Here is a 23,447-nt window from a genome sequence, read left to right as displayed (position 1 = left end):
GACCCCGTCCCTCGCGTCCGCAGGAGTCTGGCCGTGACCGTCACCACCGAAACCCAGCGCAGGCTGCGCACCGAGATCCCCGGCCCCGCCTCGCGCGCCCTGCAGGAACGACGCGCCGCCGTCGTCGCCGCCGGGGTGAGTTCGGTGCTGCCCGTCTACGTCACCTCGGCCGAAGGCGGCCTGCTCACCGACGCCGACGGCAACGTCCTGATCGACTTCGGTTCCGGTATCGCGGTGACCAACGTCGGCCACGCCGCCCCCGCCGTCGTGGACCGCGTCCGCGAGCAGGTGGGCCGGTTCACGCACACGTGTTTCATGGTCACGCCGTACGAGGGATACGTCGAGGTGTGCGAGGCACTCGACAAGCTGACGCCGGGTACCCACGAGAAGCGTTCGGTGTTGTTCAACTCCGGCGCCGAAGCCGTCGAGAACGCGGTGAAGATCGCCCGCGCCGCGACCGGACGTCAGGCCGTCGTCGTCTTCGACCACGCCTACCACGGCCGCACCAATCTGACGATGGCGCTGACCGCGAAGTCCATCCCCTACAAGCACGGTTTCGGCCCGTTCGCACCCGAGGTCTACCGCGTTCCCGGCTCGTACCCGTACCGCGACGGGCTGTCCGGCCCCGAAGCGGCGCGGATCGCCATCGACCGTATCGAGAAGCAGATCGGCGGAGACCAGGTCGCGGCCGTCGTCCTGGAGCCGGTGCAGGGTGAAGGCGGCTTCATCGAGCCCGCTCCCGGTTTCCTGCCCGCGCTTTCCCGCTGGTGCACCGAAAACGGCGTCGTGTTCGTCGCAGACGAGGTGCAGACCGGCTTCTGCCGCACCGGCGAGTGGTTCGCGTCCACGCACGAAGACGTGGTCCCCGACCTGATCGCCACCGCCAAGGGCATCGCGGGCGGGCTGCCGCTCGCCGCCGTCAGCGGCCGCGCGGAACTGCTCGACGCCGTCCCGCCGGGTGGGCTCGGCGGAACCTACGGCGGCAACCCGATCGCGTGCGCCGCGGCGCTCGGGTCGATCGAGGTCATGCGCCAGGAGAACCTCGCGGCGTCGGCGAAGCGCATCGAGAACACGGTGCTGCCGCGGCTGCGGGCGCTGGCCGAGGAGACCGGCGTGATCGGCGACGTCCGCGGCCGCGGCGCGATGCTGGCCGCCGAGTTCGTGAAGCCGGGCACCACCGAACCGGACGCCGACCTGACCAAGCGGATCGCGCAGGCGTGCCACCAGGCAGGCGTCGTCGTCCTCACCTGCGGCACCTACGGCAACGTCGTCCGCCTGCTGCCGCCGCTGTCCCTGTCCACCGAACTGCTCGACGAGGGCTTGACCGTCCTCGAGCAGGCTGTCCGCACGGAGGCCTCCAAGTGAGCACCTTTCCTTTCTGGGTAGCCGGAAAGCCGGTCACCAGCGGCGAGACCGTCGTCGTCCGTCACTCCTTCGACGGAAGCGAGGCGGGCTCGCACCACGTTCCGTCCACTTCGGACATCGAGACCGCCGTACAGGCGGCGCACGGCGTCTCCGACGAGTTCGCGACGCTGCCCGCGCATGTCCGGGCGGGCGCGTTGGACCACGTGTCCCGAGTTTTGGGTGAGCGGTCCGAAGAGCTGGCGCAGCTGATCACCGCCGAGTCGGGCAAGCCGCTGAAGTGGGCGCGCGGCGAAGTCGGGCGCGCGGCGTCGACGTTCCGCTGGGCCGCCGAGGAGGCCCGCCGGTTCTCCGGCGATCTGCAGCGCCTTGACACCGACCCGGGCGGCACCGGACGGCTCGCGCTGGTCCGCCGCGTGCCCAAGGGGCCGGTGCTGGGCATCACGCCGTTCAACTTCCCGCTGAACCTGGTGGCGCACAAGGTCGCGCCGGCGATCGCGGTCGGCGCGCCGATCGTGCTCAAGCCCGCGCCCGCGACACCGCTCACCGCGCTGCTGCTCGGCGAGATCCTCGCCGAGACCGACCTGCCCGCCGGAAGCTGGTCGATTCTCCCTGTCAGCAACGAGGAATCGGCCAAGCTGGTTTCGGACCTGCGGCTGCCGGTCGTGTCGTTCACCGGTTCCGTGCCGGTGGGCTGGGGTATCCGGGACAGCGTGCCGCGCAAGCACGTCGCGCTCGAACTCGGCGGCAACGCGGCGGTGCTCGTCTGTCCTGATTGGACGGATCTGGACTTCGCGGCGCAGCGGATCGCGACGTTCGCCATGTACCAGGCCGGCCAGTCGTGCATCTCGGTGCAGCGCGTGTACGCGCACGCCGACGTCTACGACGAGCTCCGGGCGAAGGTGCTGGAGCAGGTGCGCGCGCTCGGGACCGGCAACCCGCGGACGGACGGCGTGGACGTCGGGCCGCTGATCAACACCGACGCCGCTTCCCGGGTGGAGTCGTGGATCGCCGCGGCCGTCGACGCCGGTGGCGAACTGCTGACCGGCGGGAAGCGCGACGGCGCGACCGTCGAGCCGACGGTGCTCGCGAACGTGCCGGAGGACGCGTCGGTGATGGCCGACGAGGTCTTCGGGCCGGTCGTGTCGATCACGCGCGTGGACTCTGTGGAGGACGGGGTGCGCCGGATCAACGACTCGCGCTTCGGCCTACAGGCGGGCGTGTTCACGCGCGACCTGCCGACGGCGTTCGACGTGTCCGCGAAGCTGCGTGTCGGCGGTGTGCTCGTCGGCGACGTACCGAGCTTCCGCGCCGACCAGATGCCCTACGGCGGCGTGAAGGACTCCGGCGTCGGCCGCGAGGGCCCCGCGTCGGCGATGGCGGACTTCACCGAAGAACGCGTCACCGTCCTCACCGGCCTGACCCTCTGACCAGCTGAAACCCCCCTGCGAGAGAGCAAGGGACCTTTGCTCTCGCTTATCTCGACATTGAGAGAAGTGAGAGCAAAGGTCCCTTGCTTCAGCCGAGGGTGCGAAGCAGCGCGGAGTGCGCTTCGACGAGCGAAGGGCCGTACCAGGTCAGGTAGCGCCCGGAGACCAGGACGTGCTTCGCGCCGGGGAACGCTTCGGGGCCGTCGTCCGCGGTGAACTCGTAGGGCTCGTCGGGCAGTACAAGCAGGTTCGCGTCTCCGTCCGCGAAGCGCGCTTGGAGCTCGTCGAGCTTCGGACGCGGGTAGCGCTCTTCGTCCTCCGCGTAGACGTTGCCGATCCCGACGCGATGCAGGACGTCGCCGCCGAAGGTATCCCTGCCGAGCACGATCCACGGCTTCCGCCAGACCGGCACGACCGCCCGGAACCGCTCCGGCAGCGTCTCCCGCCAGATCTCTTCGGCCTCGACCAGCCACTCCGGCTCGGCGAGGTCGTAGGCCTGCGTCAGGATCCGCCGGATCGAGGCGAGCGCACCGGGAACGGTCGCCGACGCCTCCATCACCCAGACCGGAATCCCGTTGGCACGTAAGCGTTCCACGTCTTCCGGCCGGTTCTCCTCGGAGTTGGCCAGCACCAGATCCGGCTCGAGTTCGAGCACCTTGTCCACGTTCGGGTACTTCGAGCCGCCCACCCTCGGGACGTCCAGATCGACCGGATGGGTGCAGTAGTCCGTGACGCCCGCGAGCCTTCCCGGCGCGCTCACCTCGACGGCCTCGGTCAGCGACGGCACGAGCGACACCACCCGCGACGCCGGTTCGCGCAGCGGGACCACTTCGCCGAGATCGTCGATCATGCGCGCTCGAAGGACAGTTTCCGCTTGTCGACGTCCACCGCCGTGAGCCGGACCCGGATCCGCTCGCCTTCCGGCGGCTTCGCGCCCGCGCACTTGCCCATCACCGGCGGATTCTCGATCAGGATCTCCGACTTGGTCTCGTCGGCCCGCAGCACTATCGCGTCGAACTCCTCGCCGATGTGCTCGACCATGACCCAGGCCTCGACCTGGTCGATGCAGGCACGTTCGACCTTCGCCGCCAGCGTGTCGGACGCGGTCATCTGCTCCGGCACCTCCGAAAGCGCCGCGCGGACCCACGCGGGTACTTCGCGGCCGGCGCTCACGGCGAGACAGATCTCGGTGGCGAACCGGTCGACCAGCCGCCGGATCGGCGCGGTGACGTGGGCGTACGCGCCGCCGATCCCGGCGTGCGTGGTCAAGGCGGGCAGTTCGCCGTCGAACGCGGTGTACCCGGCGCCGCGCAGAAGCCTGGTGGTGTCGGCGAAAAGCGCCATGGACGCGGGCTGGCCGGGGTCGAGCGCGGCCAGGAACTCCGACACGCTCTTGCCTTCGGGCCAGTCGATGTTCAGCGCCTGCGCGGACCGGCGCAGCCATTCGATCGCTTCGGCGTCGGGCTGGGGCAGCGTGCGCAAGACTCCGATCCCGGCGCCGATCATGATCTTGGCCGCGGCCATGCCGGTCAGCAGCGAGATCTCGGCGTTCCACGCGTCGACGTCGTTGCGCGGCCGCTGGATCAGCGCCCAGCCGCCGTCGGGATCGCCGCTGATCTCCTGCTCCGGCAACTGCAGTTCGACCGCGCCGCGCCGGATCGCGAGCTCGCGGCGCAGACGGCCCAGTTCCGGCAGGGCGGCGACCGAGGGATGCGGGTCGCCCGCGTCGATCGAGGCCTGGACCGTCTCGTAGTCGAACTGTTCGGTGGAGCGGACCAGCGCCCGGCGGACGTTGGTCGCCGTCGGCTCACCGCTCGCGTCGACGTCGATGGTCCACAGCACCGCGGGCCGGGTCTCCCCCGGCAGCAGGCTCGCCGCGCCCTCGGACAACACCGGCGGATGGAGCGGGACGTTCCCGTCGGGCAGGTAGAGCGTCTGCCCGCGACGGCGCGCCTCCTTGTCGAGCGCGCCACCCGGTGGGATGAACGCGGCCAGGTCGGCGATCGCGTAGTGGACGCGGAACCCGCCGCCCTCGGCGCGCTCGATCAGCACCGCCTGGTCGAGGTCCTTGGAACCGGGCGGGTCGATGGTGACGAAGGGCAGACCGGTGGCGTCCTCGCGTTCCCCCGCCGATTCGAGCGGGTCGACGACCGCCGCCTCCGCCTCGGCGAGCACGTCGGGCCCGAACGACTCCGGCAGCGAGAACTCGGCTCGAAGGTGACCGAAGTCCCCTCCTGCCGCGTGTGTCCTGATCACGAGTGGAGGCACCACCCAACCCTATCCCGATCCGGCGCCGTTGATCGCCCGTTCGGGTGCGGGCCGGTCGGGTGTACGTTACGGACCGAAATGAAAACCGATACCCTTTTCAAAACGACAGGAAGGGCCGTGGCGTGAAGATCGCGTTCGTCGGGAAGGGCGGCAGCGGGAAGACCACGCTGGCGTCGCTGTTCACCGCGTACCTGGCCGGCGGCGGGAAACCGGTACTGGCGATCGACGCGGACATCAACCAGCACCTCGCCGTCGCGCTCGGCGCGAGCGAGGAAGAGGCCATCGCGTGGCCGACGCTGGGCGACAACATGGGCCTGATCAAGGAGTATCTGCGCGGCGACAACCCGCGGATCGCGGACGCGGCCTCGATGATCAAGACGACCCCGCCGGGGCGCGGGTCACGGCTGGTCCGGCCGTTCGAGGACAACCCGATCTTCCAGGCGTGCTTCCGCGAGTTCGGCGGGGTGCGGCTCGGCGTCACCGGACAGTTCGACGAGGACGACCTCGGCGTCGCGTGCTACCACTCGAAGGTCGGCGCGGCGGAGCTGCTGCTGAACCACATGATCGACGACGCGGGCGAATACGTGGTCATGGACATGACCGCCGGCGCCGACGCGTTCGCGTCCGGCCTGTTCACCCGGTTCGACGTGACGTTCCTGGTGTGCGAACCGACCGTGCGCAGCGTCGGCGTGTACCGGCAGTACGCCGACTACGCGCGGGACTTCGGGGTGCGGCTGGTCGTCGTGGGCAACAAGGTCACCGAAGACGAGGACATCGAGTTCCTGCGCGAAGAGGTCGGCGACGCCCTGCTGGGCTGGATGGAGAACTCGCGGCACGTCCGCGCCGCCGAACGCGGCCGCGCGCGCCCGATCGGCGAACTCGAGCCGCACAACCTCGCGACGCTGGACTCGATGCTCGCGACCGTCGACGGCGAACAGCGGGACTGGGCGCGCTACCAGCGGCAAGGCGTCGAGTTCCATCTCCGCAACGCGCGGGCGTGGGGCAGCGGCCGCGCCGGGGAAGACCTCACGGCGCAGGTGGACCCGGAGTTCGTGCTGGGTCCGGCGTTGGCCGCTCAGGACGCCTGACGGCTGCACGGTTATCCGCGGAGTAGCGAGGCGGCGCGTTGCGAAAGCCACTTTCGCAACGTTGAAGGTTGCGAAAGTGGCTTTCGCAACCTTGGTGGCCGCGAGATGGGCCGACCAGCCTGGGGCGAAGGGGACTTTCCCCGCATTTGAAGCGACGAAAGTCCCCTTCACGGACCGGGGCTGGAAATCGCGTAGGTACCGAAGTCACCTTCGCGGACCGGCTAGCGCGCTCAGTCGCCGCTCCATTTGGCGTCTTCGGCGTCGGCCTGTTTAGTGCGTTCCTTGGCGATCTCCAGGGCGCGCCTGGCCGTCGCCTCGTCCGGATACGGGCCGAGGAGGTCGATGCTCCGGCCTCGTTCCAGGTGCTCGACCTGGTTCGTCTTGGTGTTGAAGTACCAGCCCTGATCCGGGTTCGGGTCGCTCGACATACGACAAGCCTGACATCACCCGGACGTCCTGTCATCACTTGCGATAGCGGTAGGGGATCTCCGTGGGATCGCCGGTCGGACCGAACTCGCCGCCCTCGGGCTGGTCCACCTTCGAGCTTTCCGGCACGTTCTCGCCGAGTTCGTCGAACCAGCCGCGGTGCATCGGGACTCCGCGCGGCGGGGTCGCGGGTTCCGGCGCGACCGGGCCACCTCGCGGCGGCGAAACGGGCGGCCCCGGCTGCGGCATGGGAGGAGCGGCCGGAGGCATCGCGGACGACGGCGGAGCCGTGACCGGCGGGCTCACGGGCGGCTCGGGCTCGGCCTGGGTCGGCGCCGCGGGCTGAACCTCCGGAGTGGCCGGAGGGGCGCTCACCGGCGGCGGCTGCGTCCGGGTGGGCTGAGGCAGCGGAGGCGGCGCTTGAGACACGGGCGGCTGCGGGGCAGGCGCATGAGGAGCAGGAGCGCCCTGGTTGCCCGGCAACGGCGGCGCGGGCGGCCCCGGAGGCGGCGTGACCGTACGCCACACTGGCGCGGGCCCGATGTTCATCGGCGCCGGGGCGCGCGGCGGCTGCCCGGTCGCGGGCGGCGCGGCCTGTGAAGGCGCCGGAGGCGCCGGACGCTGCGCCGGCTTCGGGATCGGGTCGAGGCACGAGACGAGCACCGTGGTGTTCGCCGGGTCTTCGATCTTCCGGCCGCTGCGCTCGCGGTAGATCATCTCGCCTTCGGTGTCCATCTCGACCAGGTAGCCGGCCTCCGCCAGCTGCTCCTCGTCGAGATCGACGAGCTTTTCGTAGCGCGACGGGACGACCCGGTAGATCGGCCAGGCGAGCCGGGCGTTCTCCTGGTGGAACTGGGCGAGCAGGGCGGCCATCTGCTGCTGCCAGGGCAGCGACATCCCCTCGGCCAGCGAACGCGGCAACACGACGTAACCGGGATCGACGCCCGGCCAGCCCTGGTTCAGCTGGTCGGCGAGCGGGGTGCTCGACGCCGGCCGCGCCGCCTGCCGCGCGGGCTGGGCGGTACCGAAGAGATCGCGGGGATCGACCTCCGGGCCGCCTCCCGCCGCGGGCTTGCCTCGCCTTCCGAATTTCCGTGCCACGTTCTTCATCCTCTGTCAGTGTGCGGCCGCGTGCCGGTGGACAGGCCGCCACTTCGGGTGAATCCGATGGTCCCGCGATCGCGATACCACGCTCTCACCATGCTAAACGCCAGGACGGACCGCCTGCGCGACCACTTCGGCCTCGTCGAAGGAGAAGTCGCGGATGTGCACCGGCACCCCGGTCTGCTGCGCTTCGACGATCTTGCCGTCGCCCAGGTACATCATCACGTGGTGGATGGTCGCCGGGTTCGACGGCACGGTGGCGAGGAACAGCAGGTCACCCGGCTGCGCCTGCCGCACCGGCAGCATCGCGCCCGCCTTGTACTGGTCGCGGGAAACGCGCGGCAGGATGATCCCGGCCGACTCGTAGGCCCGCAGCATCAGCCCGGAACAGTCGTAGCTGTTCGGCCCCGTGGCGCCCCAGACGTACGGCTTCCCCTGCTCGGCGAGGGCGAACTTGATGGCCTGCGCGGCCGCCTGGCTCGGCGGCACCACGCTGCCGACGCTCGTGCCGCACCCGACGACGTCGACGATCTGGCCCTCGTTCTGCACGAGGAGCGCGGCCATCGGCTCCCAGTTGTGGTACCGGTCGGGGAAGCCGGAACGCTCGACGCGCTGCGCGGCGTCGCCTGGCCGCATGTTCTCCCAGTCCGGCACCGCGAGGAGGACGTCGTAGAACTTGTTGACCTGGTACGGCGGGTCGGTGACCTGGGCGACGGTGCCCCAGCCCATCGACGGCCGCATCTGGAAGATGCCGAGCGAGTCGCGGTCGCCGTAGGTCAGGTTCCGCAGCTTGGACTCGGTCATCCCGGCCTGGATCGCCACCTGCCACGCGCGCGGGGACAGCGTCCGCTGCTTGCCGATCGAGATGATCAGCGCGACGATCCCCTTCTGTTCCTCATCCAGCTTGTTGATGTCCGAAGAACCGCGATCGGTCTGTCCCGGCAGGGTCGGCCCGATCGACGCGTCGCAGGAGGTCTTGACGACCCCGCCCGATTGCGCCTCCACATGGTCGGTCACCACCTTGGTGACCGTGCTCGTGGTGACCACCGCGGCGAAGACCGCGGCGATCAGCACGCCGACGATGAGCCCGATCTTCATCGGGTCAGCCCGCTTGGGTGAACTTGGTGACCCGCCATCCCGGGTTCGTCTTGACGACGGTGACCCGGACCTTGGGCCCGTCCGTGGGGACGTCGACTTCCATCGACCCGGCGAGCGAGGAGACGACCTGCGGCTCCCCGGTCACCCTGGTCGCCTTGATGTTCGCGGGGTCCACCGTCGTGAGTTCCCCGGCGAGGTACTCGTCGGTGGTGTACGGCCGCAACCCGTTCAGCCACTGCTCGGTCGTCGTCCCGTCGGGATGGTTCGCCCATGCCGTCACCCAATTCTTGGCGACCCGGATACCGTCCTGGTCAGGTGGCGCGGAAGACGGCGGCGGCTGAGTGGTGAGCCTCGGCGGCAACGTCGACGTCACGGTCACCGGCGCCGCGACGCCGGGGCGTGAGGTGGCTGTCGCCGAGGAACCCGGCCCGCCGGCCGTCGGTCCCGGTTTTCCGATGGCCTTGGGCAGCAGGATGCCCAAGGCGGTGAGCACGACCGCGAGGATCACCAGCGTGCCGACGAGGTGGCGGGGCGAGCGCAACGGCCAGCCCCACAGTCTGCGGTAGACCGCGGTGCGCCCGCGGTTGGTCCGGATCGGCATGGGTCACCGGCCCACTGCGTGGTCTGTGTCGCGGACTTCCTCGCGGACCTCGAGCCCGCGCGACGGCCGGTACAGCACGAAGACCGGCTTCCCCGCGACGACTTCGGGGTCGACGCGGCGCGGACGCGGTGTCGACGGTCCCGGTTGCACCGGCACGGCACCCGACTGGTCGGGGACGGCGTAACCACCGCCCGCGGAGTTCATCCGCGACGGCACCACGACCGGTTCGGGTTCGTCGCTCCAGCGCCGGTCGGCGACCGGCGAGGTGTCGACCCGGCGGCTCGGTACCTGGATCGGGCTCCGCCCGCCGGAGGTGAACATCGAATCGCCGGGATTGCCCGCGGACGGGTTGTACTGGCCGAACACGGGAACGCCTCCGCCGCCACCGGCGGGCAGGGCGGGCATGCCGCCACCACCGCCGACGGCACCCGGCCACGGCGCTCCCGACCAGGCCGCCGCGGGGCGGATCGCGCCGGAACCGTTGTCGAGCCGCTGGGAGCTGGCGAAGATCGTCGCCTCGGGCCGGAACCGCCCGCCGCCGACCGTCGCGCCCACGGGACCGCGGAGGTCGCCGTCGACGACGTCGTCGGTGTCGCGGACGTTCTGCCAGAAGGCGTCCTGCGGGGTCTGCTCGTTGTTCTTCTTGCGGAAGCGGGAGAAGAGCCCGCCGCGCGGTGAAGGCATCGCGCCGCCGACCATGCCGACGGACATCTCGACCATCTGCCACAGCCGCCGCACGGGACGGCCGATCATGAACAGCAGCACGGTGATGATGGCGGCCAGCACCATCTTCGTCAGCAGGGACAGCGAGTTCCCCGCGGTGAAGATGGCCTCCAGCAGGAGGGTGTGCACACCGGCCAGCACCGAGAGCACCATGAGGTTGAAGGCGACCGCGCCGACCACCTTCAGGATGCGCTGCATGATCTGGGGCTGGAGCAGCGCGATCAGGCCGATCAACGGAGCCGTCAGGACGAAGATCCTGATCAGCACCTGCGCGAGCAGCACCGTGGCCTTGGCCAGCAGCTGGAACAGCGAGTAGAAGATTCCCTGGCCCAGCGAAAGGAAACCGGCGCCGACGCGGCTGCCGTCCTCGCCCGTGAAGTACCCGGTCGCCGGGCCGAGCTTGGTGGAGATGTCCTTGAACGCCGCCTTCTTGGAGTCGACCAGCGCGGCGTCGGCGTCCCCGCCCTGCTGGATCTGACCCCAGGTGAACGCGCGCGCGTCCAGGAGCGCGGGGCCGTATTGGATCGCCTGCGGCGAGTCCGGGCTGCCGAATTCACCGCGGAGCCAGTTGTCGTAGACGACCCGGCAATGCAGTTCGGTCGGGACCCGGTCCCACGGCTGGCGCGCGGCCACGGCCTCCGGCGTCGCCTGACACGGCTGTGCCGCGGGCGGCTGCGGCTGGGACGGCGGCGGGGTCTTGGCCTCGTCGATGAACCCGGCCTGGATGTTGGTCGTGGTCTGCACGATCGCGTTGTCGATCGGATCGAGGAATCTCAGCAACGCCAAGGAGGACGCGGCCAGCCAGACCGCGGCGAGCCCGTACAGCGCCCGTTTGCTGACCGCCGCGAGATCGCCGCGCCAGATGTTGCGGAACAACATGATCGACATGATCAGCGCGGCGAGGCCGAACAACTGCGCGTAGATGTTGTTGTAGACCTTCTCGGCCCCGGCCTTGACGGCGTTGTACAGCGGGCTGAGCAGGCTGCCCTGCAACACGGTGTAGTGCAGCGAGTTCGTGGCACCGACGATGTTCTTGCCGATGTTGAACAGCTGGTTGCCCGCCCAGGTGTCGATGGTCGAGTTGGGCGAGGTGATGCCCGCGAGCGGGCCGCAGTCGGTTTCGAAGGTGTCCCAGACGTGTCCGGCGTACCCGTAGACGTTGTACGGGCTGCCGCCTTCACCGCGAGCGGTGGCGGGCGGGTCGAGCGCGCCGACCATGCCCGCGCCGGGCCGTTCGGGGTTCGGCGCCTCACCACAGGCCGCCGCCGACGCCGCCGGAGCGGTCGCCACGGCCTGCAGGCCCAGGATCACCATGACGACGAACATCGTCGCGCGGCGGCTGGGTCTGGTCTTGCCCGGCCGCGGCCCCTCTTTGAGACGGCGGCGCAGCGCGTGCCAGCCGGCGGCGAACGCGAGCACGAACGCCAGTGTGATCACCGTGTTCATGCGGCGTCCCTGCCGGTGCCACCCTTGCCGGCGCGCGCGTGCTGCTCGCCTTGGCTCCCGTTCCCGTTATGTCCGTTTTGGACAGCGCCTTGTACTTCTCCGGTTTCGGCCGCCAACGGGTCCGGGGCGCCGAGCATCTGTTCGTCGGTGAGACCGACCTCCAGTTCAGCCGCGAGTTCGAGATCCTCTTCGAGCTCGAAGTCGTCTTCTTCCGGCGGCGAAGCCACGAACTGCTTCTCCGCCGGGACCGCGAGTTCGTTGCCCGGCCTGGACGGTTTGGCGTCGGGCGAACCCGGCGTGGTGTCCATGACCCGGCGCAGGTGCTCCAGGTGCGGACCGGAGAAGTCGACGCGGATCCGCTCCACGCCGCCGGCGCCGTCACCGAAGATGAACTGCCGCGGCTCGACGTCGCGCTGGAGATCGCGGGACGAACCGGGGCGGCGGCCCAGCGCCGCGACGACCTGTTCGTAGCCGACGCCGACCGGGACCTTCAGCAGGCGCAGCGCGTCGGCCTGGGCGTCGTCGTCGTCGAGCCTGCCGACGAACACCGAGTCCAGCAGCGCCACGAAACCCTGGATCTTCAGGAAGTCCGCGGGGATCTGCGAGGACAGCAGCACCCGGACGTTCCACTTCCGCGAGTCACGTGCGAAGCGGTTCATCAGCACGCGGCCGGTCGGGACCTCGGAGAGGAAGAAGGCCTCGTCGATCCAGACGCCCTTGCGCAGTTCCTTCGGCTTCTCGTACACCGACCGCTGCGTCAGCCACGCGGCGAGGTTCAGCATCTCGACGCCGAGGGATTCCGCGTCCGTCCAGTACTCGCGCGGGACGCCGTCCTTGGGCAGGGTCAGCCCCGCCATGGTCAGCACGGTCATCCGGTCGTCGCGGGTCTCGGCGTACGGGTCCGCGTCGCTCTCCGGGATGAGCAGCGCCATCCGCTCGCGCATCTCGTCGAGGAAGTCCGCGACGACGACGGCGTGCTCGTGGTGCTCGCTGGAGTCCCGCCGCAGCGCGTCGATGACCTGGCCGGGGTCGGCGTCGAACCGGCCGCCGACCGCGCGGACGGCACGCAGCAGCACGATCCGGGTCTGCGCCATCCGCGAGACCTCGTACGGCAGGACGCCGGTGAGGACGTCGAGCACGAGACGGCGGCGCGTCGCGCCCGCGAGGGCCTTCTCCCGCCGCCACGACCGCTCGGGATCGTCCTCGTCCATGAAGTGCTCGAGCTGCGGCTCGGCGACCACGCGGTACGGGTTGAGGATGCCGGGCTGAGCGTTGAGCAGGTTGATCGGCCGGGCGTACGGACGCAGTTCGGGCAGGTCGCACAGGCGCGACAGCGGGCCCGAGGGGTCGAGGATCGTCCAGTGCGCGCCCGCGCGGAGCGTCTTGTAAACGATGCCGCCGCCGAGGAACGACTTACCGCCACCGAGGCCCGCGACCATCGCCGTCAGGCCGGAACCGTCGCGGATCTCCTGCGCCATCCACGGATCCCACGCCACCGGGCGCCGGGTCGCGGTCACGGTCTCGCCGAGCAGGATGCCGCGGCGGTCGCCCACCTCGGCCGTCGCCGTCGGCACGGACGAGGCCGCCCACACGACCGAACCGCGGCGCATGTACGCCGCCGAAGCCAGCGGCTCGCCGGGGATGAACTCCCGGGCCAGCGCGTACTGGGCCTCGGGATGCTCGACGGCGATCTTCGGCTTGTAGAGGTCGAGAAGCTGCTGCGCCAGGCGCAGCGCGTCCCGCTCCGTCGGACCGGACACCGCGAGCCGCCACCAGGACCGCACACGAGTGGCCAGCGCGGTGAAGCCCGACGTCATCTCGTCGTCGATCTCCAGCACGCGGCCCGCCTGGCGCGCCAGCGACTGCGGCGGCTCCAGCTCGTGCTCGTCGGTGTAGTGCTTGACCTGCGAACGCACCTTGTTCATCTGGCGTTGCAGCTCACCGGCGACCTCTTCAGGACGCCGGACGTAGATCCGCGCGGACACCTCGACCGCGGCGGGCAGCCGGTCCGCGTGCTGGATCCACGGGTCGTCGACCTCGGGGATCTGGAGGCCGTGCATCTGGCCGACGGTGAGGACGGCGAGATGCCGCGAGACCCCGGCGTTCGACCCCGTGCGGCCGCGGACGGTCACCGTCGGCGCGTACGGCTCGGCATGGAAATCCGCCGCGTCGGTGAAGCTGGCGAGATCCTCGGGCTCCCAGGCCGCGCCGGGAACCGCGGGCATGTTGCGCGGCGCGGGCAGGCCCAGCGAGCACGAGCGGTGCATCAGCCAGGACATCTCCTCGGCGTGCACCGGACGGCCTTCGAGCCCGGCCGAGCCGATCACCTGGTCGAGGTGCTCGACCTCTGAGTCGAGCGCGGCCAGCTCGGCGTCGACAGCCTCGGGCAGGATCTTCCGCAGCACCGGGGCGGCACTTTCGACCGCGCGGTCGATCATCCGCCTGGTCTGCACCTGGACACCGAGGTAGACCTCTTTTTCGGCCATCGAACGGCCCATCAGCTGCTGCTGCTCGCCGATGAGATAGTCGTCGAAGGACAGCGCGCCCTGGACGTCCTGGGGACGGCCGACGGCGTTGTGCACGTGGGCCTCGGCCCACATGCGGATCGGGTACGGCCGGTTGGTCACGCGCAGGTGCAGCCAGCGGCCCTGGAGCTCCGCGTACTGCCCGGCGATGGCCGCGATCAGGTCGCGGCGCTGCGAGTCCGACCGGAACGACCAGCGCTGTGGCGCGAGCCGGTACCAGGCGTACACCTCATAACCGGTGCGTAACAGGTGCCCGTCGATGCTTCGCGCCGCGATCGACGGGGTATACGAGGGTATGGCCGCCTCGCCGGGCAGCCGCCTCCCCTTGCCGGCCTTCTTGGGCTGCGCGGAGCGGACCTGCTGGGGCGGGTGCCAGGCCCCTTGCTGCAGATCTCGATCACGTTTTCCTCGGCTTCCGCCGCGACCGAACAACGACTACCTCCCGGCCTGAGCCGCGGGGCGGCTCCGACGCGCTCGTGGTGTTCCCTGAGCTCCGGCGCCGCCGCCGTAGCCGTGGTGCTGGTACTGCCGTCTCCTGCGGTGCTTCGGTAGCGGGCGGTTCGCCCGTACCCGGACGCGGGAGGCGCTGGCCGCGCCCCCGGTGCCCGTGGTCCGTTCTCTGGGTGTGTTGAGCTCTTTCGCCGCCATCGCGGCCACGGCGCCCAGCGGACGCTCGTGGCTGATCTTGGCCGTGATCAATCTGGTGATCACAATTGTGGCGACGAAGGCCCAGGCGGTCGAGAAGAACCCGAAGCTCCAGCCTGCCCACCGTTCGACGGTGAGCACCAGCAGGAAGACCGGGATACCGACGAGCCACGCGACGTAGCGGGCTCTCCAGGGAAAAGTCGCTTTCGGCGGGCCGAGCCATACGGCATCGACCCGGTAAACCTCGTCATCGGTCCGGATACGCAACGCGAGCCCTCAGCCTGTGAAGAGGCCGGCGATCCACTGGCCCACGTTGACTCCGGCGCCGCTCACCGCGAGGCCGATGATCGCCAGCGCGATCACGACACCGGCGAGCCGGCGCATGACACCGGCGTTGTCCCCTTTGCCACCGCCCAGCCACAGCAGGAGGAGCGCGACGGCCAGCAGCACCAGGGGGATGATGTTGTCGATCAGCCAGGTGCGGACGTTGCCGGTGCCGAGCTCGCCGGCGGCCAGCGTGTCGAGGGTGGTCATGGTCATCATCGCATTACTCCCGGTGCGCGGAGAGGGGGTTCGCGCGGTTCTGGCTCGGTGGTGCTTCGAACATCATGGCGTCACGAGGCGTAGTGGTCAAAGCGCGCTCTGTAGATGTCGTTTTGTCTACAGTTCACAGAGCGAGGCACAGCACCACGACCATCCTCGGTCTCCATCATCGTTGCAAGGGTCGTCAGGATTAACCCCGGCCACCCGTATTTCGCAGTGTGCTGGCGGCCTCACTCGCTTGCCGGGCATCATGCTCACTGTGAGTACGGGTCGGCCGCGGAGATTTCGGCCTCGACCAGTGTGACATGACTCGTTCGGTGGCTTCTCCCGAGTCCGCTGGGTGAACACGCATTCGACAAAAATCATGAGTGCCGATCAAGCGAAAGTCACGCTTCCGTTACCCAAAGCGAAAACCGAGCGGGCATTTTCGCTACATAGCGTGATTATCGGCCCGTGGAGAACACATTCGCGGGAAAAGCGCCCGCTTCGACGGCCTGGCGGCTCAAAGGCCCGCACAGATCGTGAAGCCGTTTCGTCTTTTCCTCGCCGAGGTGCTCCCACGGTCCTGTCGACGCCGCGTTCGTGGCGACTTCGAGCCGTTCGCGAAGATCGTTCCCGGCCTCGGTCAGACCACCCTCGCCGTCGAGGATGCCCTGCTCGCGAAGCTTGGCCGCCGCGTCGTCCCACTGCTCGTCGCTCCAGCCGCGGGACGCCTTGGCCGCGTCGGGCAGGAACCCCTTGCCGGTGGCGGTGTGCGTGACGAGAGCGGCGAGCCCGTCGAGCCCGTTGGCGACGAGCGCGGCGATGTGGCCGTCGCCGCGATGCTCGCGCAGGAGGGTGATGGCGTGCCAGAGGACGAGATGCGGCTCGCTCGGCCAGTCGAGACCCGCGTGCCCGGCGTACAGGGGACGGCCGTCGACCTGGCAGCCGCCGGTCGCCTCGCGGGCGAGCTCCGCCGCTTCGGCGACCTCTTCGGAACCGAGCGTCTGCTTGCCGAGCAGCCGGGTCAGCGTCGCGTCGACGGCTTCGAAACGGGCCTCGATGATCTTTTCGGGCGAGGCCAGCGTCCACGCGCGCGGGATGTGGCGGGCGACGAGTTCGGGATTGAAGTTGTAGAACGTCGCCGCGACCACGCCGGGCCCCACCGCGCCCATCGGCGCCGCGCGGCCCGCGAAGTACGTCATGCGCCCCGGCCGGAGACCCACGCCGGTGAGCGCGGCTTCCGTCTCGGGGGCGAAGTAGGTAAGGGAATGCAGTACATCGAACGTTCCGCGGAACCGTCCCGTGACCCGACTCGCTTCACCCATGAGGGCACCCTACCGACAGGTAGGTACCGGGTGCAGGTCACGCCGCCGAATGGAGCAAGGGACCTTTGCTACCGCCCGGAGGCGAGGCGGAACCGAACCCGCTCGGCTACGTCATACTCCTGAAGACGGATCACCACAGCGTACGGGGAGCGACGATGTCCGCCCAGATGGAACAACTGATCGCCCAGTTCGAGAATTTCCAGGCCAAGGTGCGCCAGGCCGAGGCGCGCTTCGCCGAGGTCGGCGACATGCAGGAGCGCATCGCGCGGGTCGAGACCTCCGTGACCTCCCCGTCCGGCGAGGTCACCGTGGTCGCCGGGGCGGGCGGAACCGTCACCGATCTCCGGCTCAGCGCGGGCGCCATGCGCCTCGAAGCGGGCCACCTGTCCTCGGTGATCATGAGCACCCTGCAGAAGGCCGTCGCCGGCGCCGCCCAGCAGCAGGCCGGGATCGTGGACGACACGTTCGGCGAGGCGTTCGGCCTCAAGACGTCGGAACAGGTCCGCGAGGCACAGGCCGAGGCGTTCGGAACCGTCGAGGAAGAACCGGCGTCACAGCAGCAGCAGCAACCGCAGCAGCCATCCCGGCCGGCGCGCCGCCCCGCCCCGCGGGACGACGACGACTACTTCGACGACGGCTCCTTCCTCCGCCGCAGCTGACCGAACCGACCGAGGGACTCCCACGATGTCAAAGGGAATCGAGACGAACATCGCGGCGATCGCCGCGTACGCCCAGCAGCTCCCCTATTACGAGCAGGAAGCGGAGAAGTTCGGCGCCAAGATCGACGCCGCCGACGTGACCGACGAGGCGTGGGGAGTCGTCGGGATCTGGGCCAAACAGGGCTACACCGACCGCCTCGGCGAACTCCGCTCGCTGATGAACGACATGAAGGACGGCGTCGACGGGTTCATCTCCAAGCTGAACAAGGCCTCCGAGATGTACCGGGGCATCGAGGAAGCCGGAAAGGTCGAGTTCGGCAAGCACGAGGCGACCATCGACCAGACGCTCGGAAAGTAGGGGTCATGACCGAGGAGAAGTCGAGCATCGCCGACGGGCTCAACGTCCAGGCGTACGACGAGAGCATGAGCGCGAACCTCGATCGCGCGATGGGACACGTGCCGGTGGCCGGCACGATCTACAAGTCGGGCAAGTCGATCGCCTCGCACGCCCAGCAGGCCGCCCAGGCGGACAACCCGGCCGAACTGGCGTCCGCGGGTGCCGCGCTGGTCGGAGACGGGGCGGCGTTCGTCGGTGCCGCCGCGACCGACATGGTCACCTTCGCGATGGACCCGATCGGCTGGCTGGTCAGCCACGGGCTGAACATGCTGCTCGAGCTGGTCCAGCCGCTGCAGGACGCGTTGCACCAGGTCACCGGCGACGGCCCGGCGATCGGGCACGCGTCGGAGAACTTCGTGACCCTCGCGAACGGCTTCGTCGCCCTCGCCGAGGACTTCGAGAAGACCGGCGACGCGGCGCTCGCCGAGTGGGTGGACGACGCGGGCAAGGCGGCGAAGGAAGCGCTGGGCGACTTCTCCTCCGGTATCCGCGGCATCGGCTCGGCCGCCGGATCGGTGGCCGAAGTGCTGCAGATGTGGTCGATGGTCATGGTGGTCATCGAGGAGCTGATCAAGGGCATCATCACCGAGCTGATCTCCTGGCTGATCACCATCTGGCTGCCCGCGCTGGCCGCGTCGGTGATCAGCTTCGGCAGTTCCGTCGCCGCCGCGATGACCGCGTCCATCGCCAAGGCCGCCAGCGTGCTGCAGAAGGTGACCAAGTATCTCGGCAAGTTCGGCAAGCTGCTCGACACCTTCATCGAGTACCTCGCGAAATACTCGACCAAGGTCGTGGAAGCGACGAGGAAGTTCCGGATCGGGACCTTCGCCGGTGAATCGAAGTTCTCGCTGAACGTCCTGGAGAACACCGCCGGGGTCGCGCTGACCCCGAGCAACCGGGCGCTCACCACGATGTTCGGCACCGCGGTCGGCGCGCGCCCGCTGGTCTCCGGCGCGGCCGTCAAGGGCGGCATCGGAGCCGCGAAGGGCGCGTACACCGAGGGCAAGGAAGCCGTCACGCCGGAGGGGGAGAACGAGCCGTGGTTCAACAAGAGCGAGATCGGCGGGGACAAGAGTCCGGAGGAGACCAGGGGGAACCTCGACATCTGAGCGAGTCCCGGCAAGGGGCGGCACAGAAGATCTTCGCGCACCAGGAGCGTATGGAGGACAAGGCGGAGAAGGCCCAGGTCCGTCCCGGCTACCGTGAACGGGTCGAGGAACTGATGGCAGGCCAGTGGCGCGAGCCGGTCCTCGTGCTGCGGCTGGGCGACACCGATCTGGGATTCGACGTGCCCGGCAGGCGCCTGGACGGCACGGTCAAGGGAAAGCGGCTCGTCCGGCGCTTCTTCTGGAACGTGTTCCGTGGCATCGGCGGCGCGGTGGTCTACGTCTTCGCGCTGCTGAACGGGGCGGGCAGCGGCGGCGGCAAGGGGGGCCACCCGTTCCAGCGGGAGATCCGCGTGAAGGGCCCGGCGAACGCGCTGGCGCTCGACCTGACCGACCGGCTTCGCAAGGCGAGCGGGCCCTGGCTGGCGTGCTCGCCGTCGGCGATCGCGGTGGTGGACACCGGTTCGACCTACCGGGACCCGGCCGACGCGCCACCGCCGGAGATCCTCTGGCAGGCCCGGAAACCGCAGGCGCCCGCGATCGACTTCCGCAAACGCGTCATCACCTGGCCGGACGGGTCGAGTTTCGCGTTCACCCTGCACGGCCGCACCGAGGAGCGGCATCTGCGCGACCGTTTCGAGTTCCCGGACACCATCCACTGGACCGGACGGCCAGACGGCGACGGGTCGAAGTAGCTCGCTCCGGTTTTTGGGGGCTGAAGGGCGCTTTCCACGAGAGACCCCTCAGGACACACCCACGCCCCTCGTCCGAACACCGGAGCTCTCGCCGAGTGCCCCCAATGTCGCATCTGAGACGCTGAGCGTCCCTAATGCGACATTGGGAACACCGAGATCCAGCGTCGCGCCCTAAAGAAGTAGTACGGACGAGCCGGCGTGTAAGCCGGATCCTGTCCTCGCCCCGCCTTGCGGCCGGGCGAGTGGCGGCCATCCATCTAGGCCCGCCGTCGCCGACGGGCTCGAGCGGCCTACCCGCAGGCTCGGGCGGGCAGCCCTCGATCGCCTGCGCAGGAGCCTCGCGGCTCCCTCTTGACCTTGCTCCGGGTGGGGTTTACCTAGCCGTCCTGGTCACCCAGGACGCTGGTGGTCTCTTACACCACCGTTTCACCCTTACCTCCGCCCGCGAAGCGAGCGGAGGCGGTCTGTTTTCTGTGGCACTGTCCCGCGGGTCGCCCCGGGTTGCCGTTAACAACCACCCTGCCCTGTGGAGTCCGGACTTTCCTCGAACCGGTTTCCCGGCTCGCGGCCGCCCCGCCGACTCGTCCGTCGGGGAATCCTACTGCACGGGTCCGGGCAGGCAGTTCAGGTTGCGCCGCCCGTCGGGCTGGACGACGAACCACACGTGCCCGGTGCCCTGTCCGGTCCATTCGCCGGGCCGCGCGTTGGCGAATTTGTACAGCGGCCGGCCCGCCAAGGTCACCTGTTCGGCGCCTTCGGGACGCTTGATGGTGTCGACGAGAGCCGGGTCGATGCCGGTCACCGACGGCGTGCCGCTGGTCGTGACGGGCGTCCACACGACGGCGCAGTCCCCGAGGCACGCCGAGCGGGCCTTGTGCGGGTCGTCGCGTTCGTAGCGGAAGAGGACGGCGCCGGTCTCGTCGAGGACGGCCTGCCCCATCCGGGTCAGGTAGACGGCGGTGAGCCGCGTGCCGGGTGGCACGCCCGCCGGGGTGCCGGGCGACGGCGGGCCGGGGAGCGCTTCGGTGACCGGAGCCCGAGCCGTTTGCGACGCGGGTTCAGCCGCCTGCCACCACATCGCGGCGCCCACGACGAGAGCCGCGATGACGACGAGCATGGTCAACCGCGATCGGCGCATCGGGCGTCTCCGTTTCTCCCGGGTGGCTGACGGGGTTCTGCTCCGCGATCTCGTTGGTCCAGTGGAGGACGGCGGACGGGCTGTCGAAGCCGACGACACCGACGAGCCGCCCCTTGCGGACGAAACCGGTGACGGGCCGTTCGCCACCGACGGGTGAAGCGAGCGCGACGGTGTCGGTGCCGAGCTTCGGGATGCCGCCCGCCTGGATCCGCATGCCGTGCTGTTCGGACCAGAAGCGCGGCACCGGCGCGAACGGGCGCGCGGCCTGCGGGCCGGCGAGCAGGTTCTCCGCGGCCGCCCGGCCCATTTCGACGGCGTTGAGCCAGTGCTCGACCCGTCGCGGCGTCTCGTCGAAACGCAGGTTCGGCCACTGCGCGACGTCACCGGCGGCGACGATGTTGTTCATTCCCAGCACGTGGCAGGTCGGCGAGCAGACGACACCGTCGTCGAGCGGCAGCTTCGCCCCGCGCAGCCACGAGATCGACGGCACGGTCCCGACGGCCACGACGACACACGAGACGTCCAGGATCCAGCCGTCGGACGAGCGCAGCCGCAGGCCGTTCGCCGTGGTCTGCCAGCTGTCGATGGACGCGCCCAGCGCCAGCCGCACGCCCCGAGACCGGTGCAGCGCCGACAGCTTCTGCCCGATGTGCTTGCCGACGACCTCGCCGAGCAGATGCGCCGACCGGCCGATGATGGTGACCTCCCGGCCGATCTCGCGCAGGCTCGCGGCGACCTCGCAGCCGATGAACCCGCTGCCCAGCACCGCGACGGGCCCGTTGTCGGCGGCGAGGTTGTCGCGCAGTTCCGCGGCGTCGGCCAGTGTCCTGACGACGACCACCCGCGGATGTCCGTGCGGCACACCGGAAAGGCGCCGCGGTTCGACGCCGCTGGCGATCACGAGCCCGTCGTAGGGCAGTTCCTCCGCCCCGGGCAGATGGACGACCTGGCGACCCGGCTGGAGATAGGTCGCCGGGGTGTTGAACCGCCATTCGGCGTCGATCTCGTCCGGCCGGGCGAGCAGCATTTCCGCCGGGTAGGTGCCGCCGGTCAGCAGTTGCTTGGACAGCGCGGGCCGGTGGTACGGCAGCTCCGGCTCGTTGCCGACGATCACCAGTTCGCCGTCGAACCGCAGTTCCCGCAACCGTTCCGCGCACCGCAGCCCGGCCAGCCCGCCGCCGACCACGACGATCCGTTCGCTCATCGTCCAGCCCCCTGTAAGTGGATCGCGCGCATCGGACAGGCTCTGGCCGCGGCCTGGGCCAGCGGCACCTGTTTGGCGCCGGGTTTCCGGAGGTAGCGCAGCTGGCCGTCTCCCTGCAGCTGGAAGACCTGCGGCGCTTCGGCCTGGCAGATGGCGTAGCGGTGGCATTTCTTGTCGTCGACGGAGATCCGGACCGGTTCGGCCCGGCCGGCTCCGCCTTCGAGCAGCCCCAGCCGGACCAGCGCCCCCGGCGGGAGCACCCGGAGCACGGTGAGCACGACGGCGGGGGTGAGCACGGTGATCCCGCCGAGCCAGACCGTCGCGAGGTTCCCGTTCGCGGCCGCGCCCAGCCAGGAGTGGATCGACAGAAGGCCGACCGCGAAGTAGCCGGCCTGATGGAACCGCTGCCCGCGGCGATCGGTCACGCCACGGCGCACCGCCGCGGTGACCGAGACGGCGAGGAACAGTTCCAGCCCGACGACACCCGCCGCGTGCCGGGCGAACCCGCCGCCCGCGAACGGGATCAGCAGCGCGAGCACGCCGAACGAGCCGTCGTCGAGGAACAGATAGGACAGTCCGTGGACGGCGCCGGTGGCGAGGCTGAACGTCGCGAACACGACGTGACCCCCGCGCAACGCGTCGTGACCGGTGGCGCGCCTGATCCAGCCGGTGGCGCTCAGCACGCCCCACACCAGCGTCAGGCACATCGTCACGTAGGCGAACCGGGCGGAAAGCGCGGCGATGTCCCGCACCCCGCTGTCATGCGGCGACGGGGCCGGGATCACCGCCAGGAGTGACGCCGTCATGCTCGCCTGCCCGGCGCGCCGAGGACCCGGACGAGACCGAAGGTCGCTCCACCGGCGATCCCCATCATGAGCATGCCGAGCGCGAGGTCGCCGCCGTCGAGTTCGCCGCCGCCCACCGGAACCATCAGTGACGTGGTCTCGGCGATACCGGTGCTTTCGAGCAGGGTCATATGCCGCATGACGGTGTCGACGGCGGCCTGGGCGAACGAGCGCATCGCGTCGTCGCGGGTGGCGGCCCGGACGTGGGAGGCGAGACCGAAGATGCTCCCGTGGGCGGCGCGGGCGCGATTGACGTAGAGCCGGTCGAAGTCGGCACCGGTGGCGCCGGTGATCTCGTCGGCCCAGGAGCGCTGTTCTTCGGTGGGTTCGCCGGGCAGTTCGACACGGACCTTGGAAGCGAGTGCGCGCGTCTGCGCGTCGAGGCGGTCGTGGTCGTCGGCGAGTTCGCGGCCGACCTCGCGGACCCGCCGCGCACTCCCGCGGTGTTCGGCCTGACGGCTCACCGGGCCTTCCCACAAACCGGCTTGGCGTACTCGCACGAGGAGATCCCGATCATGGGAGTCGATTTCCGCGAAGGCGTCGGCCGGCGTTCCCACCCATATCACCATGCAGCCGATCACCACTCCAAGAAGCCGATAGATCATTTCACCCGTCCCCGTCCTCGAAGTGCCTCACTGGGAGTACGGCGAACCGGAGCGGCCGGTTCGATCTCTACCATTGCGTCCAGTGTGATGTGCATCACACGCCACATTTAGAACCGTTTTCCATCGGCATACGTACCGGATGACTAATGGTAAATAGAGCACTACTGCACATGGCCCACGGCGATCGTCTGCGCTACGGTGTACCAACCCGAGAAATCCTCCACCGCTGGGG

The 23,447-nt window shown here is 69.7% G+C and carries 22 protein-coding genes and 1 other RNA gene; 7 read left to right on the top strand and 16 right to left on the bottom strand.

Going from position 1 to position 23,447, the window contains the following annotated elements; genetic code table 11:
- Nucleotides 1-33: 33 nt before the first annotated feature.
- Together gabT and DMH01_RS29150 are read left to right on the top strand one after the other, a co-directional pair.
- Nucleotides 34-1,365, top strand: coding sequence for a 4-aminobutyrate--2-oxoglutarate transaminase (gene gabT, locus DMH01_RS29155; RefSeq protein WP_199745668.1), 1,332 nt, complete (start codon nt 34-36; stop codon nt 1,363-1,365).
- Nucleotides 1,362-2,792 carry an aldehyde dehydrogenase family protein gene (locus DMH01_RS29150; protein WP_125680361.1) on the top strand — a complete coding sequence of 477 codons (1,431 nt, stop codon included), beginning with the start codon at nt 1,362-1,364 and terminating at the stop codon, nt 2,790-2,792. The genes gabT and DMH01_RS29150 overlap by 4 nt, the downstream gene beginning before the upstream one ends.
- An 88-nt stretch (nt 2,793-2,880) precedes the next feature.
- Here the strand turns inward: DMH01_RS29150 and DMH01_RS29145 are convergent, their stop codons facing one another.
- Nucleotides 2,881-3,642 carry a helical backbone metal receptor gene (locus DMH01_RS29145; protein WP_125680360.1) on the bottom strand — a complete coding sequence of 254 codons (762 nt, stop codon included), beginning with the start codon at nt 3,640-3,642 and terminating at the stop codon, nt 2,881-2,883.
- Nucleotides 3,639-5,048, bottom strand: coding sequence for an RNB domain-containing ribonuclease (locus DMH01_RS29140; protein WP_125680455.1), 1,410 nt, complete (start codon nt 5,046-5,048; stop codon nt 3,639-3,641). The genes DMH01_RS29145 and DMH01_RS29140 overlap by 4 nt, the downstream gene beginning before the upstream one ends.
- A 134-nt stretch (nt 5,049-5,182) precedes the next feature.
- Here DMH01_RS29140 and DMH01_RS29135 point away from each other — a divergent pair, with 134 nt between their 5' ends.
- The gene (locus DMH01_RS29135) at nt 5,183-6,148 is read left to right on the top strand and encodes an AAA family ATPase (protein ID WP_125680359.1); all 966 of its coding nucleotides are present in this window, start codon (nt 5,183-5,185) and stop codon (nt 6,146-6,148) included.
- Nucleotides 6,149-6,378: 230 nt separating this feature from the next.
- Here the strand turns inward: DMH01_RS29135 and DMH01_RS29130 are convergent, their stop codons facing one another.
- From DMH01_RS29130 to DMH01_RS29090, 9 genes are all read right to left on the bottom strand, one after another.
- On the bottom strand, nt 6,379-6,576 hold the full coding sequence (locus tag DMH01_RS29130; RefSeq protein WP_125680358.1) for a hypothetical protein: 198 nt from the start codon (nt 6,574-6,576) through the stop codon (nt 6,379-6,381).
- A 34-nt stretch (nt 6,577-6,610) separates the two neighbouring features.
- Nucleotides 6,611-7,675, bottom strand: a complete 1,065-nt coding sequence (locus DMH01_RS29125; RefSeq protein WP_125680357.1) for a hypothetical protein — start codon at nt 7,673-7,675, stop codon at nt 6,611-6,613.
- Nucleotides 7,676-7,777: 102 nt separating this feature from the next.
- Nucleotides 7,778-8,776 (bottom strand): C40 family peptidase, encoded by a 999-nt coding sequence (locus DMH01_RS29120; RefSeq protein ID WP_125680356.1) that lies wholly within the window; start codon nt 8,774-8,776, stop codon nt 7,778-7,780.
- A gap of 4 nt (nt 8,777-8,780) precedes the next feature.
- Nucleotides 8,781-9,377, bottom strand: a complete 597-nt coding sequence (locus DMH01_RS29115) for a hypothetical protein (RefSeq protein WP_125680355.1) — start codon at nt 9,375-9,377, stop codon at nt 8,781-8,783.
- Nucleotides 9,378-9,380: 3 nt separating this feature from the next.
- Nucleotides 9,381-11,546, bottom strand: coding sequence for a magnesium transporter (locus DMH01_RS29110; RefSeq protein ID WP_125680354.1), 2,166 nt, complete (start codon nt 11,544-11,546; stop codon nt 9,381-9,383).
- Nucleotides 11,543-14,503 (bottom strand): ATP-binding protein, encoded by a 2,961-nt coding sequence (locus DMH01_RS29105; protein WP_125680353.1) that lies wholly within the window; start codon nt 14,501-14,503, stop codon nt 11,543-11,545. The genes DMH01_RS29110 and DMH01_RS29105 overlap by 4 nt, the downstream gene beginning before the upstream one ends.
- A gap of 3 nt (nt 14,504-14,506) precedes the next feature.
- Complete coding sequence (locus DMH01_RS29100) at nt 14,507-14,983, bottom strand: hypothetical protein (protein ID WP_125680352.1); 477 nt, start codon at nt 14,981-14,983, stop codon at nt 14,507-14,509.
- A gap of 9 nt (nt 14,984-14,992) precedes the next feature.
- Entirely contained in the window at nt 14,993-15,259 is a 267-nt protein-coding gene (locus DMH01_RS29095) for a hypothetical protein (RefSeq protein ID WP_007035338.1), read from the bottom strand.
- A gap of 443 nt (nt 15,260-15,702) precedes the next feature.
- Nucleotides 15,703-16,566, bottom strand: a complete 864-nt coding sequence (locus DMH01_RS29090; protein ID WP_125680351.1) for a hypothetical protein — start codon at nt 16,564-16,566, stop codon at nt 15,703-15,705.
- A gap of 155 nt (nt 16,567-16,721) precedes the next feature.
- Here DMH01_RS29090 and DMH01_RS29085 point away from each other — a divergent pair, with 155 nt between their 5' ends.
- The 4 genes from DMH01_RS29085 to DMH01_RS29070 are packed head-to-tail and all read left to right on the top strand — an operon-like array spanning nt 16,722 to nt 19,423.
- Nucleotides 16,722-17,225 (top strand): YbaB/EbfC family nucleoid-associated protein, encoded by a 504-nt coding sequence (locus DMH01_RS29085; RefSeq protein WP_125680350.1) that lies wholly within the window; start codon nt 16,722-16,724, stop codon nt 17,223-17,225.
- Between the two features lie 25 nt (nt 17,226-17,250).
- The gene (locus tag DMH01_RS29080; protein WP_125680349.1) at nt 17,251-17,583 is read left to right on the top strand and encodes a hypothetical protein; all 333 of its coding nucleotides are present in this window, start codon (nt 17,251-17,253) and stop codon (nt 17,581-17,583) included.
- A gap of 5 nt (nt 17,584-17,588) precedes the next feature.
- Complete coding sequence (locus DMH01_RS29075) at nt 17,589-18,731, top strand: hypothetical protein (protein ID WP_125680348.1); 1,143 nt, start codon at nt 17,589-17,591, stop codon at nt 18,729-18,731.
- 50 nt (nt 18,732-18,781) lie between these two features.
- Nucleotides 18,782-19,423 carry a hypothetical protein gene (locus DMH01_RS29070; RefSeq protein WP_125680347.1) on the top strand — a complete coding sequence of 214 codons (642 nt, stop codon included), beginning with the start codon at nt 18,782-18,784 and terminating at the stop codon, nt 19,421-19,423.
- Nucleotides 19,424-19,608: 185 nt separating this feature from the next.
- Here DMH01_RS29070 and rnpB read toward each other — a convergent pair.
- From rnpB to DMH01_RS29045, 5 genes are all read right to left on the bottom strand, one after another.
- Nucleotides 19,609-20,007, bottom strand: an RNA gene (gene rnpB / locus DMH01_RS29065) — RNase P RNA component class A.
- 14 nt (nt 20,008-20,021) lie between these two features.
- On the bottom strand, nt 20,022-20,561 hold the full coding sequence (locus DMH01_RS29060) for a hypothetical protein (protein WP_233621701.1): 540 nt from the start codon (nt 20,559-20,561) through the stop codon (nt 20,022-20,024).
- Nucleotides 20,482-21,765, bottom strand: coding sequence for an NAD(P)/FAD-dependent oxidoreductase (locus DMH01_RS29055; protein WP_125680346.1), 1,284 nt, complete (start codon nt 21,763-21,765; stop codon nt 20,482-20,484). Before DMH01_RS29055 ends, DMH01_RS29060 begins: the two co-directional genes overlap by 80 nt.
- A complete protein-coding gene (locus DMH01_RS29050) occupies nt 21,762-22,571 on the bottom strand; it encodes a ferredoxin (RefSeq protein ID WP_125680345.1) in 810 nt (269 codons plus the stop codon). Before DMH01_RS29050 ends, DMH01_RS29055 begins: the two co-directional genes overlap by 4 nt.
- On the bottom strand, nt 22,568-23,215 hold the full coding sequence (locus DMH01_RS29045; protein WP_125680344.1) for a DUF4142 domain-containing protein: 648 nt from the start codon (nt 23,213-23,215) through the stop codon (nt 22,568-22,570). The genes DMH01_RS29050 and DMH01_RS29045 overlap by 4 nt, the downstream gene beginning before the upstream one ends.
- Nucleotides 23,216-23,447: the final 232 nt, after the last annotated feature.

This window comes from Amycolatopsis sp. WAC 04182 (assembly GCF_003947465.1).
In the GTDB taxonomy this organism is placed as follows: Bacteria; Actinomycetota; Actinomycetes; order Mycobacteriales; family Pseudonocardiaceae; genus Amycolatopsis.
The sequence above is the reverse complement of the archived record's forward strand: the minus strand, read 5'-3'. Positions and strand labels throughout refer to the sequence as shown.

Bases quoted from the DNA above. Each gene is read 5' to 3' on its own strand.
- DMH01_RS29145 (WP_125680360.1), bottom strand. From the start codon at position 3,642: ATGATCGACGATCTCGGCGAAGTGGTCCCGCTGCGCGAACCGGCGTCG.
- DMH01_RS29130 (WP_125680358.1), bottom strand. From the start codon at position 6,576: ATGTCGAGCGACCCGAACCCGGATCAGGGCTGGTACTTCAACACCAAG.
- DMH01_RS29120 (WP_125680356.1), bottom strand. From the start codon at position 8,776: ATGAAGATCGGGCTCATCGTCGGCGTGCTGATCGCCGCGGTCTTCGCC.
- DMH01_RS29115 (WP_125680355.1), bottom strand. From the start codon at position 9,377: ATGCCGATCCGGACCAACCGCGGGCGCACCGCGGTCTACCGCAGACTG.
- DMH01_RS29110 (WP_125680354.1), bottom strand. From the start codon at position 11,546: ATGAACACGGTGATCACACTGGCGTTCGTGCTCGCGTTCGCCGCCGGC.
- DMH01_RS29095 (WP_007035338.1), bottom strand. From the start codon at position 15,259: ATGATGACCATGACCACCCTCGACACGCTGGCCGCCGGCGAGCTCGGC.
- DMH01_RS29090 (WP_125680351.1), bottom strand. From the start codon at position 16,566: ATGGGTGAAGCGAGTCGGGTCACGGGACGGTTCCGCGGAACGTTCGAT.
- DMH01_RS29085 (WP_125680350.1), top strand. From the start codon at position 16,722: ATGTCCGCCCAGATGGAACAACTGATCGCCCAGTTCGAGAATTTCCAG.
- DMH01_RS29080 (WP_125680349.1), top strand. From the start codon at position 17,251: ATGTCAAAGGGAATCGAGACGAACATCGCGGCGATCGCCGCGTACGCC.
- DMH01_RS29075 (WP_125680348.1), top strand. From the start codon at position 17,589: ATGACCGAGGAGAAGTCGAGCATCGCCGACGGGCTCAACGTCCAGGCG.
- DMH01_RS29070 (WP_125680347.1), top strand. From the start codon at position 18,782: ATGGAGGACAAGGCGGAGAAGGCCCAGGTCCGTCCCGGCTACCGTGAA.
- DMH01_RS29060 (WP_233621701.1), bottom strand. From the start codon at position 20,561: ATGCGCCGATCGCGGTTGACCATGCTCGTCGTCATCGCGGCTCTCGTC.
- DMH01_RS29055 (WP_125680346.1), bottom strand. From the start codon at position 21,765: ATGAGCGAACGGATCGTCGTGGTCGGCGGCGGGCTGGCCGGGCTGCGG.
- DMH01_RS29050 (WP_125680345.1), bottom strand. From the start codon at position 22,571: ATGACGGCGTCACTCCTGGCGGTGATCCCGGCCCCGTCGCCGCATGAC.
- DMH01_RS29045 (WP_125680344.1), bottom strand. From the start codon at position 23,215: ATGATCTATCGGCTTCTTGGAGTGGTGATCGGCTGCATGGTGATATGG.